This window comes from Serratia sp. CY74737 (genome assembly GCF_052166775.1).
Classification (GTDB): Bacteria; Pseudomonadota; Gammaproteobacteria; order Enterobacterales; family Enterobacteriaceae; genus Serratia; species Serratia ureilytica.
Map to the genome: position 1 here is coordinate 567,431 of NZ_JBJNOF010000002.1, position 12,733 is coordinate 580,163.

Genomic DNA, 12,733 nt, shown 5'->3' on the forward strand with positions numbered 1-12,733 from the left:
GTGTTATCCTCGCAAAATGGCGGTCAGGCCCTTGGCGCCGGCATAGTCTTCGGCGAAGGCCAGCAGGTCGGGTGCGTCCAGTGGCGTGCGGGCGGCATGGTAGGGTTCGCCGAGCAGGTGGTACTTGTTGATGCCAAGCGTGTGGTACGGCAGAAAGTGGATCTCCGACACGCCGATCTCGTCGGCGGCGAAGTCGACGATGGCACGGACAGAGCGGCGATCGGCGTTGAAATCGGGGATCAGCGGCACACGGAGGGTCATTGGTACGCCGTGCGCCGCCAGCCGACGAAAATTGTTCATCACCCGGCGGGCGGAACCGCCGGTCCAGGCTCTGAAGCGCGCTTCGTCGGTGTGTTTGAGATCGGCCAGCAGCAGATCCAGCCACGGCAGCGAAGGGGCGATATAACGCCATGGGACGTGCAGGCAGGATTCGACGGCGGTGTGGATGCCGGCATCGCGGCCGCGCCGCAGCAGGTCCGCCGTGATGTCCGGCTGCATAAAGGGTTCACCGCCGGACAGCGTTAAACCGCCGCCGCTGCGCAGGTAGAAAGGCTTATCCCGCATCACCTCGGCCATGATATCGTCAGGGTTGATCGGGCTGCCGCACAGGCTGAGCGCGCCGGTCGGGCAGGCGGCGGCCAGGGCGGCATAATCGTCTGCGCTAATCAGCTCGCGTTGCAGCGTCAGCGGCCCGTCGGTGCGTTGCAGCCCTTGCGGACAACGCTCGGCGCACAGCGTGCAGCCGCTCAGGCACAGGCGCTCGTCAAACAGCAGGTCTGCGTGGCGCGAACGGCTTTCCGGGTTCTGACACCACCGGCAGCTCAGCGGGCAGCCTTTTAAAAAGACCACGCTGCGGATGCCCGGGCCGTCATGGGTCGAGTAGCGCTGCAGATTGAAGATCATGAGTCACCCGTTTGGCGTTGCTGTATCTTTCGCCATTAAAGATGTTTCGAATGAAAGTTGAGTTGATTTTGATCAAAAGTTAGCACGGTTTTTGCCCTATGATGATCAGAGTTTGAATCCGCCTACAGAACATGACACAGGAGTCCGTGATGGAGCTTTATCTCGATACCGCCGATGTGACCGCGGTAAAACGCCTGGCGCGCATTCTGCCGCTGCACGGCGTCACCACCAACCCGAGCATCGTGGCGAAGGAAGGCAAGCCGATCTGGGAAGTGCTGCCCGCGCTGCGCGACGCCCTCGGCGGCACCGGCAAGCTGTTCGCACAGGTGATGGCGACCGATGCGGAACGTATGGTGGCGGAGGCGGCGCTGCTCAGCCAGCGGGTACCGGGGCTGGTGGTGAAAATCCCGGCGACCGCTGAAGGGCTGGCGGCGATCAAGAAGCTTAAAACGATGTCCATTCCGACGTTGGGCACCGCGGTGTACGGCGCTGCACAGGGGCTGTTGGCGGCCTTGGCCGGGGCGGAATATGTGGCGCCTTACGTCAACCGGGTGGACGCGCAGGGCGGCGACGGCATCGAAATGGTGCACGAGCTGCAGCAGCTGTTGAGCCTGCATGCGCCGTCGGCGCAGGTGCTGGCCGCCAGTTTCAAAACGCCGCGCCAGGCGCTGGAGTGCCTGTTGGCGGGCTGCCAGGCCATCACGCTGCCGGTGGACGTCGCGGAGCAGTTCCTGAATGCGCCGGCAGTGCAGGCCGCGGTCGAGAAATTCGAACAGGATTGGCAGGGGGCGTTCGGCTCCACGCGGTTAGGCTAAAGCCAGTAAAAAGGGCGCCGCGGCGCCCTTGCTTGATGCTCGGTTCGTTTAGCTGCGGCCGGCCTCTTCCCTCAGCGCGGCGCCGACCTCGTGCGCCGTCGGCTGTTCGGCGCGCAGCGCCCGGCGGATCGCGAAGAAGGCGGCGATCAGCATGGTCACCGCCACCAGCATAAAGAATCCGCACAGCGCGGCGTTGATCTGGTTGCTGAATACGATGGTTTCCATGTCTTTCAACGATTTGGCCGGCGCAATGATCGTGCCTTGCTCGATGCCGGTGGAGAACTTCTTCGCCTGCGCCAGGAAGCCGATTCTCGGTTTTTCGTGGAAGATCTTCTGCCAGCCGGCGGTCATAGAGGTCACGAACAGCCAGGCGGTCGGCAGAATAGTCACCCAGGCGTAGCGCTGCTTTTTCATCTTGAACAGCACCACGGTGCCGAGGATCAGCGCCATCGACGCCAGCATCTGGTTGCCGATACCGAACAGCGGCCACAGGGTATTGATGCCGCCGAGCGGATCGACCACGCCCTGATACACGAAGAAACCCCAACCGGCCACCGCCACCGTGGTGCCCGCCAGGTTGCCGAACCAGGAGCGGTTATTGGCCAGCTGCGGCACCGCCACGCCCACCAGATCCTGTACCATAAAGCGGCAGGCGCGGGTGCCGGCGTCGACGGCGGTCAGGATGAACAGCGCTTCGAACAGAATGGCGAAGTGGTACCAGAACGCCATCATCGCCCGGCTGTTGAACACCTCACTGATGATGTGCGCCATACCCACGGCGAAGGTCGGGGCGCCGCCAGCGCGCGACAGGATGGCGTTCTCGCCCACCTCTTTGGCGATCAGCGCCAGCGTTTCCGGCGTGACGATAAAGCCCCAGCTGTTAATGACCTGCGAAGCATTTTCCACCGTGGTGCCGATCAGCGCCGCCGGCGAGTTCATGGCGAAGTAAACGCCCGGATCCAGCACCGAGGCGCAGATCAGCGCCATGATGGCGACGAAAGACTCCATCAGCATGGCGCCGTAGCCGATAAAGCGAATGTGGCTTTCGCGCTCTATCAGCTTGGGCGTGGTGCCGCTGGAGACCAGCGCGTGGAAGCCGGAAATGGCGCCGCAGGCGATGGTGATGAACAGGAACGGGAACAGGGCGCCGGCGAACACCGGGCCGCTGCCGTCGATAAAGCGCGAAACTGCCGGCATTTTCATCTCCGGCATGGCGAAGACGATGCCGATGGCCAGGCCGATGATGACGCCGATTTTCATAAAGGTGGAAAGGTAATCGCGCGGCGCCAGCAGCAGCCACACCGGCAGCACCGAGGCGACGAAGCCGTAGATCACCAGCACCCAGGTCAGGGTGGTGCCGTGCAGCGTGAAGAACGGCCCCCAATAGGGATCTTGCGCCACGTTGCCGCCGTAAACGATCGCCAGCAGCATCAGCACGAAGCCAATCACCGAAATTTCAGCGATCTTGCCCGGCCGGATAAAGCGCATGTAGATGCCCATGAACAGGGCGATCGGGATGGTGGCGGCGATAGTGAACAGCCCCCACGGGCTGTCGGCCAACGCTTTCACCACCACCAACGCCAGCGCCGACAGGATGATGATCATCACCCCCAGCGCGCCGAGCATGGTGATCACCCCGGCGAACGCGCCCAGCTCTTGCTTGGCCATTTCCCCCAGTGAACGCCCGTCGCGGCGCGTGGAGATGAACAGCACCAGAAAATCCTGCACCGCGCCGGCCAACATAACGCCGACCAGGATCCAGATGGTTCCCGGCAGGAAGCCCATCTGCGCGGCCAGGATCGGCCCCACCAGCGGCCCGGCGCCGGCGATGGCGGCGAAGTGGTGGCCGAACAGCACCCATTTGTTGGTGGGCACGTAGTCCAGGCCGTCGTTGTGGCGTTCGGCCGGGGTCAGACGGCGGTCATCCAGTTCAAAGACCTTGTCGGCGATGAACCGGCTGTAGAAGCGGTAGGCGATGCTGTAGCAGGCGACGGCGGCGACCACCAGCCAGACGGCGTTGACGTGCTCGCCGCGGCTGAGCGCCAGCATGGCGAAGGCGAAGGCGCCGACCAACGCCACCAGCAGCCAGATAAGTCCGGACCTGATGTTTCTCATGAAATAACTCCTTGGCGTGCAGAGGTAAAATCGACGTTGTTATTAGGAATGACGTTTTAACAGTAGAAGTTTTGCCGCCGAACCGCGGCAGGTCGGATGAGAAATGTGAAGCAGGTGGGGTTTTAGTGTAAAAACAACGTGATGAAACCGCGTTGGCGCAGGCTGCCGCCCACGCAATCCTCGGCAGTTATTCATTCTGCATTTTCACGGCGCGTACAGCGAATCATCGTCGTTTTTTATTCGGGCACGGCGTCTGGCGAATTATTATTTTATCTGTCGAGGCGTGCCGAAATAAAATCATCCGTGCCGTGTTATACCTTTATTTCAACCCGCAGGTTTAATCATTCATAAAATAAATAATAAAGTCACGAAAGGAATTTAATTATGATAAATAAAATCATCGAAGGGTATTTACCGCAGCTCACGGCCATTCGGCACGATATTCATCAACACCCTGAACTGGGTTTCGAAGAGTTTCGCACCAGCGATCTGGTGGCGGATTATCTGAATTCGTGGGGCTATGAGGTGCACCGCGGATTGGCGGGCACCGGCGTGGTGGGCACGCTGCGGGTGGGCGACGGCGTTAAACGCCTAGGATTGCGTGCCGATATGGACGCCTTGCCGATCGAGGAGAACAACGGCAAGCCCTGGAGCAGCAGCGTGGCCAACCGCATGCACGCCTGTGGCCATGACGGCCATACTACTATGCTGCTCGGCGCCGCGCGCTACCTGGCGCAAACCCGCCTTTTCAACGGCACGCTGCATCTGATTTTCCAGCCGGCGGAAGAGATGCTGAACGGCGGCGCGCGCATGGTGGAACAGGGGCTGTTCGAACGCTTCCCCTGCGATGCCATCTTCGCCATGCACAACATGCCGGGGATGCCGCTCGGCGAATTCTTCTTCCGGCACGGCCCGTTCATGGCCTCGATGGATCAGTTCAACGTGCGGGTGCAGGGGCGCGGCGGCCACGGCGCCATCCCTCAGCTGGCGGTCGATCCGGTGCTGGTGGCCTCGCATATCACCGTCGCGCTGCAGAGCATCGTTTCGCGCAATATCGATCCGCTGGAAGCGGCGGTGATCACCGTTGGCAGCATCAAGGCCGGCGAGGCGGCCAACGTGATCCCGGACAGCGCGGAGATGAAGCTCAGCGTACGCTCGCTGGATCGCCAGGCGCGCGCTACGCTGCTGGCGCGCATTCCGGCGCTGATCGAAGCGCAGGCGGCAAGCTTCGGCGCCCACGCGACGGTGGAACACGTTAACGGCACGCCGGTGTTGGTCAACGACGAAGCGATGACCCGTTTCGCCCATCGCGTGGCGCAGCAGCAGTTCGGCGCCGCCCGCGCACACTACGGCGCCAGGCCGCTGATGGGCAGCGAAGACTTCGCCTTTATGCTTGATGCGCATCCGCAAGGCTGCTACCTGATCATCGGCAACGGCGACGGCGAAGGGAGCTGCATGGTGCATAACCCGGGATATGACTTTAACGATGGGTGTCTGGCGGCCGGCAGCCAGTATTGGGGAGCATTGGCGGAAGCGTATTTAAAATAAATTCGAAGAATAATAACAGGGAAGATAATGATGAGTGAAAATACGGCGGCGACGCAACCAACAATAAACGCGCCCGCGAGGGTAGGCGGCAAGAAGGTGATATTTGCCGCCTCCTTCGGCAATGCGCTGGAGTTTTTCGATTTCGGTATCTATAACTTCTTCGTTATTTATATCAGCGTATTGTTTTTTCCCCCCTCGAGCGATCCCAATTTGGCGTTGCTGTTGGCGTTCGCCACGTTTGGCGTCAGTTTTTTCATGCGGCCGCTGGGCGGCATTCTGATCGGCGCCTATGCCGATCGCCATGGCCGCAAGCCGGCGATGATCCTGACGATTTCACTGATGAGCCTTGGCACGGCGATGATCGGCTTTGCGCCGACCTACGCCAGCGCCGGCTATTGGGGAACCGTCACGCTGGTGGCGGCGCGTTTGATCCAGGGCGTGGCGGCGGGCGGCGAGGTGGGCGCATCGATGTCGTTGCTGGTGGAGTCGGCGCCACCTAACCGGCGAGGCTTCTATTCCAGCTGGTCGCTGGCGACACAGGGCATCGCCACCGTGGTCGGCGGTGTCACCGCGCTGGCGCTCAGCGCGGCGTTGCCGGCGATCTCCGGCGAGCCGAACGCCATGGCCGAGTGGGGATGGCGCATTCCGTTCTTTATCGGCGTGGCGCTGGCGCCGCTCGGTTGCTGGCTGCGTCTCGGATTGGAAAGCGACCAGCCGCCGGTGTCGAGGGCTCATGAACCGCCGGCGCAGCTGCGACGGCACTCGCGGGCGGTGGTGCTCGGCGTGATGCTGACCATTGGCGCCACCGTCGCCACTTACATCTCGATGTATTATCTCGGCACTTACGCGGTGAAATACTTAGGCATGCCGCAAGCCTACGGCTACGCCGCGATGCTGCTGGCGGGGCTGGTGACCTTCGGCGGCAGCCTGTTGGTTGGGCACTGGTGCGATCGCTATGGCCGCTTGCCACTGATCCGAGGCTCGCGCATCGCTATATTGATCGTGGCCTTGCCGGCATTTTGGTGGCTGAGCGCCGCGCCGCATCCGGCGGTGCTGCTGCTGATTGTCGCGATATTGGTCGGATTGACCACGCTCGGCTCGGTGCCGACCATGCTGATGATTTCGGAGCTGTTTCCGCAGCGCATTCGCGCATTGGGGTTTGCGTTGGTCTACAGCCTCGGCGTGGCGATTTTCGGCGGCTTCGCCCAATATATCGCCTCGCAGTCGATCGCGTTGAGCGGCTCGCTGCTGGCGCCCGCCGTCTACCTGATGCTAGCGACGCTGGCTTCGTTGGCGGTGCTGCCATTGCTGCGTGAAACCGGCGGTGATCCATTGCGCTAGCGAGCGCGGGCGAAAAAAAAAACGCCGGCGGTTTTCACCGTCGGCGTTTGGCGTCGCTACCGTTTCAGGCTGGCGTTCAGGCCGCCGGCCGGGCGATCACGCTGCGGGTTTCCATGCGCACTTCGGCGATGGTGACCTGCAAGGTATCGCTTTGGCGATAAACCACTTCGCCTTTGATCTGCACGGTGCCGGTTTCCTGGCTGCACTGCATCTCGTCACGCACCGCGTGAATAAACGGCGCCGGGATGAAGGCAACCGCGCCGTTGTCCAGCAGGCGCACGCGCAGGCCGCCGCGTGTCACGTCGATGATCTCGGCGTTGAAGCGGGTATCGGTACCGGCCTTGTCCTGCAGGAAGCGGGCGTACAGCCAGTCGCCGACGTCGCGTTCCGCCATGCGGTTCAGGCGGCGGCGTTCCGCCAGCTGCACCGTCACGTCATCCTGCGGTTTTTCCGCCGGCTGCTGGTTGATGATCGCCTTCAGCAGGCGATGATTGACCATATCGCCGTATTTACGGATCGGTGATGTCCAGGTGGCGTAAGCCTCCAGCCCCAGACCGAAGTGTGGCCCCGGCGTAGTGCTGATCTCGGCGAAGGTCTGGAAGCGGCGGATGCGGCTGTCGAGGAACTGGGTCGGCTGCGCATCCAGGTGGCGGCGCAGTTCGCAGAAACCGTCGAGGGTCAGCAGCTTCTCGGCTTCGGCTTCGACGCCGTTGGCCTGCAGTACGGTGACCGCTTGCTCAACCAGCGCAGGATCGAAACCGGTGTGCACGTTGTACACGCCGAAGCCCAGGCGATCGCGCAGCACGATGGCGGCGCAGACGTTGGCGGCGATCATGCACTCTTCAACGATGCGGTTGGCGCTGCGGCGCTGCTCGGTAACGATCTCCAGCACATCGCCTTTTTCACCCAACACGAAGCGGTAGTCCGGGCGATCTTTGAATACCAGCGCATGCTGGTGGCGCCAGGCGTTGCGCGCGTCGCAAACGCGTTTCAGCAGGGTGATCTGTTGCGCGATGGCGTCGCTCGGCGGTTGCCAGCCGGCAATGCCGTCCAGCCAGTCGGAGACTTCGTCGTACACCAGTTTGGCTTTGGATTCGATCTCGGCAGCGAAGAACTGAATATCTTCGCCCAGCGCGCCGTCGGCGGCGATGGTCACGCGGCAAGCCAGCACCTGACGGCGCTCGTTAGGCCGCAGCGAGCACAGGTTGTCCGACAGATCGCGCGGCAGCATCGGGATGTTGAAGCCCGGCAGATAGTTGGTGAAGGCGCGCACGCGGGCGATATCGTCCAGCTTGCTGCCTTGTTCTACGTAGGCAGTAGGATCGGCGATGGCGATGGTCAACTGCAGCGAACCGTCACCGTTGTCGGTCACGTACAGCGCATCGTCCATGTCTTCGGTGCTGGCGCTGTCGATGGTGACGAATTCGAGCGCGGTCAGATCTTCACGCACCAGCGCAGCGTCCGGCTCGCTGAGGGCCTGCATCTCCGGCGCCTCTTTTTCCAGGTTGTGACGCGCCAGCGTCACCCACCACGGGGCGAAATGGTCTTCACCGTCGGTGATAAACAGGGTCAGGTCGGCGTTGAAGCCGCGATCGCCTTTCAGCGGATGGCGGCGCATTTCCGCCACCGCCCAGTCGCCGGCCTGGAAGTTGTGGGTCAGTTCACGCACCGGGCGGCACGGAATCGCGTCTTTCAGCAACGGATGATCGGGCACGATGGACAGACGATCGTCGCGCTTTTGCACGCGGCCGACAAAGCGCGACAGGAACGGCTCGACCAGGGTTTCCGGCTCGGCGATTTCGCGCTCTTTCTCGGTGTGCAGGGTGGCGATAATGCGATCCCCGTGCATGACTTTCTTCATGTACGGCGGCGGAATGAAGTAGCTTTTTTGACCGTCTACTTCAAGAAAGCCAAAGCCTTTCTCAGTCCCTTTCACTACGCCTTCAACGCGCGGGGTCTGAGAGTGAAGTTGCTGTTTTAGCTGCGCCAGCAGCGGGTTATCTTGAAACATATCGTCCAGTGAATGGGTTGTGAGTGGCAAGATTTGCGGCTGACAGTTTTACGCGAATCACCCGCTGCGAGCAAGCCTAACGTCACGGAACCCCGCGTTGCCGCGCGATTTTGCGCAAGATTGGTCAATCGAAGGGCGAACGATGAAAAACCCCGGCGCGCAGGCCGGGGTGAAGGAGGGGGGCAATCAGTCCTGCAGCGGCGTCGGCTGCAGGATTTCAATCCAGTAATCGTCCGGATCGCGAATGAACGCGACGTAGTTCATGCGGCCTTCATGCAGGCGTTTCTGGAAGGTGACGCCCAGGCGCTCAAAACGCTCGCAGGCGGCGCGCACGTCCGGCACCGTGACGCACAGGTGGCCAAAGCCGCGCGGCTCGCCGTTGCCGTTGTGGTAATGGAAATCCGCCTGATTTTCGGTGCCGTGGTTATGGGTCAGCTCGAGAATGCCCGGTTGGCTCAGCGCCCAGCGTTTGCGTTCGTCGTCATCCTGCGGGATCTGCTCGCGCGGGCTGCGCGTCAGGTAGCAGATGGTGAAGGCGGCCTCTTTGAATTCTTCCAGATAGACCGGGGTAAAACCCAGTACGCGAGTGTAGAAATCCAGCGCTTTGGTCAGGTCTTTCACGCGGATCATGGTGTGGTTGAACACGTAACCGTCGGTTACCGCGTCCGGTTGGGCCGCCACGCCGGGCAGCGTCAGTAAATCATTCAGTGGCATCAGTGCTCCTCCTCAAGGTGTCGACAGACTGTAGATGAAATCGATGCTAATCTAAAGTGATTGTTTTTAACTAAAACGCTAACTAAAAGTGAATGATAGATGAAGCTGAGCCAGCTGAAGTTTTTCTGCACCGTGGTGGAACACAAAACCATCGCCGCCGCCGCCCGTGAGCTGCACTGCGTGCCTTCCAACGTCACGCTGCGGCTGCGCGAGCTGGAAGAGACGTTGGGCGGCGAGCTGTTTTTCCGCGATAAAAACCGGCTGTACGTCAATCCCAAAGGCCGGCTGTTCTATCAACAGGCGCGCGACATCGTGGCGCAGGCGGAGCGCAGCAAGCAGCTGTTCGCCGGAGAACATCAGCATGGGCTACTGAACCTCGGAGCGCTGGATTTCTCGCTGGTCAGCCATTTGCCGGCGCGCATCGCCCGGCTGCGCCATTTACAACCCCATCTGCAGATCAACGTGCTCAGCTGCGATTCATTGGTGCTGGAGCGCATGCTGATCGACAGTACCCTCGATCTGGCGATCACCGACGGCCCGATTGAACATCCGTTGCTGGCCAGCCAAAAGGCGTTTGACGAACGGCTGGTGATGCTGATGCCGGCTGATGCCGGGCAGCCCGATGCCGCCACGCTGGCGGCGCTGGAATTTTACACGTTCAGCCGCGAATGCTCGTTCCGCCTGAAGGTGGATCACTGGCTGGCCTCGCGCGGGCTGAAACCGCGTATGACGCTGGAAATGGAGTCTTATGCCGCGATGGCGGCCTGCGTGCAGGCAGGTTGCGGCGTCGCCTGCGTGCCGGGTTCTTTGCTGCCGCAGATTTTGCCCGCTCCGGGGCTGAAGGTGGTGGAAATGGGCGAGGAGGGCGTGAGCGATCTGTACTTCGTCTGGCGACGGCATCAGCTGTCCGACGAATTACAGACCATCCTGGCGATATTGAAGCGCCCGGCGTGAACCGGGCGCGCGTTTTCAGGCAATGCGCAGCGAGGGTTGCTGTTCGCTGCGGCGAATCGCCACCGGGATCGACTTCGACGTCGGGGTGCCGGTGCCGTCGCCGAAGCTGGCCAGCGGCACCAGCGGGTTGGTTTCCGGGTAGTAGGCCGCCAGGTTGCCACGCGGAATGTCGTAACTCACCAGCTTGAATCCGTCCACTTTACGCACCACGCCATCGTTCCACAGAGTCTCTATCTCAACCCGTTCGCCATCCTGCAGGCCCAGCGCCGCCAGATCTTCCGGATGGATGAACAACACTTCGCGCTGGCCGTAAACGCCGCGGTAGCGGTCATCCAGGCCATAGATGGTGGTGTTGTACTGATCGTGCGAGCGCAGCGTTTGCAGGGTAAACGGCGCTTGCACGTCGCCCAGTTGCGGGAACAGGGTCGCCGGCAGCGCGGCGGCGCTGAATTCCGCCTTGCCGCTCGGCGTGGCAAAGCGCAGTTCGGCGGCGGCATTGCCCAGGTAGAATCCGCCGGGCTGCTCGCAGCGACGGTTGAAATCCTCAAAGCCGGGAATGGTGGCGGCGATATGATCGCGGATCAGCGAGTAGTCGTCGGCCAACTCCAGCCAGTCCAGCTGCTGCGTGCCCAGCACCGCGTCGGCGATGCCGCAGACGATCGCCGTTTCCGAACGTTGGGTATCCGCCAGCGGTTTGCCGATGCCTTCCGAAGCGTGAACCATGCTGAAAGAATCTTCGACCGTGATGTACTGCGAGCCGCTGGCCTGCATGTCCAATTCGGTGCGGCCCAGCGTCGGCAGGATCAACGCGTCTTTGCCGGTCACCAGGTGGCTGCGGTTAAGTTTGGTGCTGATGTGTACCGTCAAATCGCAGTTGCGCAGGGCGCGGGCGGTGCGCTCGGTGTCCGGCGCCGCGGCGGCCAGATTGCCGCCCAGCGCGATCAGCACTTTCACTTCGCCGCGCAACATCGCTTCGATCGCTTCCACCGTGTTGTGGCCCACCGCGCGATTGGCGGTGAAGTTAAAGTGGTGTTCCAGGCTGTCGAGCAGCGCCTTGGGCGACTTCTCGTCAATCCCCATGGTGCGGTTGCCCTGGACGTTGCTGTGGCCGCGCACCGGGCACAGACCGGCGCCCGGTTTGCCCAGTTGCCCGAACAGCAGTTGCAGGTTGGTGATTTCACGCACCGTCGCAATAGAGTGCTTATGCTGAGTCACGCCCATCGCCCAGGTGCAGATCACCCGCTCGGCGCCCTGGTAAGTGGCCGCCGCCTGGCGCAATTGCGCTTCGCTCAGGCCCGATTGTGCGGTAATGGCCCGCCACTCGGTCGCATCCACTTGCGCCAGGTATGCCTCCACGCCGACGCTGTGCCGTTCGATAAACGCCAGGTCGAACAGGGGGGGCTCACCGGCGGCCAGCCGCTGGCGGTGGGTTTCCAGCAGCGCTTTCACCATGCCGCGCACCGCCGCCATATCGCCGCCCAGATTCGGTTGGTAATAGGAGGAGCTGATCGGCGAGGATTTGGGCGTCAGCATCTGCACCGGATCCTGCGGATCGGCGAATCTTTCCAGCCCGCGCTCGCGCAGGGTGTTGAAACTGACGATGCGCGCGCCGCGTCGGGCGGCGTTTTTCAGGCTGTGCAGCATGCGCGGGTGGTTGGTGCCGGGGTTTTGACCGAACACGAAGATGGCGTCGGCTTTTTCGAAGTCATCGATGCGGATGGTGCCTTTGCCGACGCCGATGCTTTGCTTCAGCCCGACGCCGCTCGCCTCGTGACACATGTTGGAGCAGTCGGGGAAATTGCTGGTGCCGAGCATGCGGCCGAACAGTTGATAAAGGTACGACGCTTCGTTGCTGGCGCGGCCCGAGGTATACAGCTCGATTTGGTTCGGGTTGTCCATTGCGTTGATGTGCCTGGCGATCAGCGCCAGCGCGTCCGGCCAATGAATAGGCTCATAGTGGTCGGTTTCGGCGTTGTAGCGCATCGGATGCGTGAGGCGCCCCTGATATTCGAGGAAATAGTCGCTCTGCTGCTGCAGGGTGCTGACGCTGTGCGCGGCGAAGAACTCAGGCTCGACGGCGCTGCGCGTCGCTTCCCAACTGACCGCCTTGGCGCCGTTTTCACAGAAGCTGAAGGTGCTGTGGTTGTCGTCGCCCCAGGCGCAACCGGGGCAGTCGAAGCCGCGCGCCTTGTTGACGCGCATCAGGTTGCGCATGTTTTTTAGGGTTTGTTTACTGTCGAGGACAAAGCGGGTGGTGGCTTCAAGCGAACCCCAGCCGCCCGCTGGGCCGGTATAAGGCTTGATTGACGGTTTGAATTTCATGGTGACACTT

9 protein-coding genes are annotated in these 12,733 nt (G+C 61.9%); 4 read left to right on the forward strand and 5 right to left on the reverse strand.

All coding sequences use genetic code 11. The features are described 5' to 3' along the window. Positions 1-3: 3 nt before the first annotated feature. Complete coding sequence (locus ACJ8PE_RS04745; protein ID WP_273973803.1) at positions 4-903, reverse strand: glycyl-radical enzyme activating protein; 900 nt, start codon at positions 901-903, stop codon at positions 4-6. Between the two features lie 149 nt (positions 904-1,052). On the opposite strand from ACJ8PE_RS04745, the gene fsa reads away from it, so the two are divergent. Further along, entirely contained in the window at positions 1,053-1,718 is a 666-nt protein-coding gene (gene fsa, locus ACJ8PE_RS04750; RefSeq protein WP_197792553.1) for a fructose-6-phosphate aldolase, read from the forward strand. 48 nt (positions 1,719-1,766) lie between these two features. On the opposite strand, the gene ACJ8PE_RS04755 is transcribed toward fsa, so the two are convergent. Continuing rightward, positions 1,767-3,833 (reverse strand): carbon starvation CstA family protein, encoded by a 2,067-nt coding sequence (locus tag ACJ8PE_RS04755; RefSeq protein ID WP_442536717.1) that lies wholly within the window; start codon positions 3,831-3,833, stop codon positions 1,767-1,769. Between the two features lie 384 nt (positions 3,834-4,217). On the opposite strand from ACJ8PE_RS04755, the gene ACJ8PE_RS04760 reads away from it, so the two are divergent. Next, positions 4,218-5,381 (forward strand): M20 aminoacylase family protein, encoded by a 1,164-nt coding sequence (locus tag ACJ8PE_RS04760; protein ID WP_197792552.1) that lies wholly within the window; start codon positions 4,218-4,220, stop codon positions 5,379-5,381. A 30-nt stretch (positions 5,382-5,411) separates the two neighbouring features. After that, entirely contained in the window at positions 5,412-6,722 is a 1,311-nt protein-coding gene (locus tag ACJ8PE_RS04765; RefSeq protein WP_197759857.1) for an MFS transporter, read from the forward strand. 76 nt (positions 6,723-6,798) lie between these two features. On the opposite strand, the gene ACJ8PE_RS04770 is transcribed toward ACJ8PE_RS04765, so the two are convergent. Beyond that, positions 6,799-8,733: an exoribonuclease II gene (locus ACJ8PE_RS04770; RefSeq protein WP_197795199.1), complete on the reverse strand. Its 1,935-nt coding sequence runs from the start codon at positions 8,731-8,733 to the stop codon at positions 6,799-6,801. Between the two features lie 186 nt (positions 8,734-8,919). Continuing rightward, positions 8,920-9,447, reverse strand: a complete 528-nt coding sequence (gene gloA / locus ACJ8PE_RS04775) for a lactoylglutathione lyase (protein ID WP_019452681.1) — start codon at positions 9,445-9,447, stop codon at positions 8,920-8,922. Positions 9,448-9,546: 99 nt separating this feature from the next. Here gloA and ACJ8PE_RS04780 point away from each other — a divergent pair, with 99 nt between their 5' ends. Beyond that, positions 9,547-10,401, forward strand: coding sequence for a LysR family transcriptional regulator (locus tag ACJ8PE_RS04780; protein ID WP_197792550.1), 855 nt, complete (start codon positions 9,547-9,549; stop codon positions 10,399-10,401). A gap of 15 nt (positions 10,402-10,416) precedes the next feature. On the opposite strand, the gene ACJ8PE_RS04785 is transcribed toward ACJ8PE_RS04780, so the two are convergent. Beyond that, positions 10,417-12,723, reverse strand: a complete 2,307-nt coding sequence (locus ACJ8PE_RS04785; protein WP_193160187.1) for an FdhF/YdeP family oxidoreductase — start codon at positions 12,721-12,723, stop codon at positions 10,417-10,419. Between the last annotated feature and the right edge of the window lie 10 nt (positions 12,724-12,733).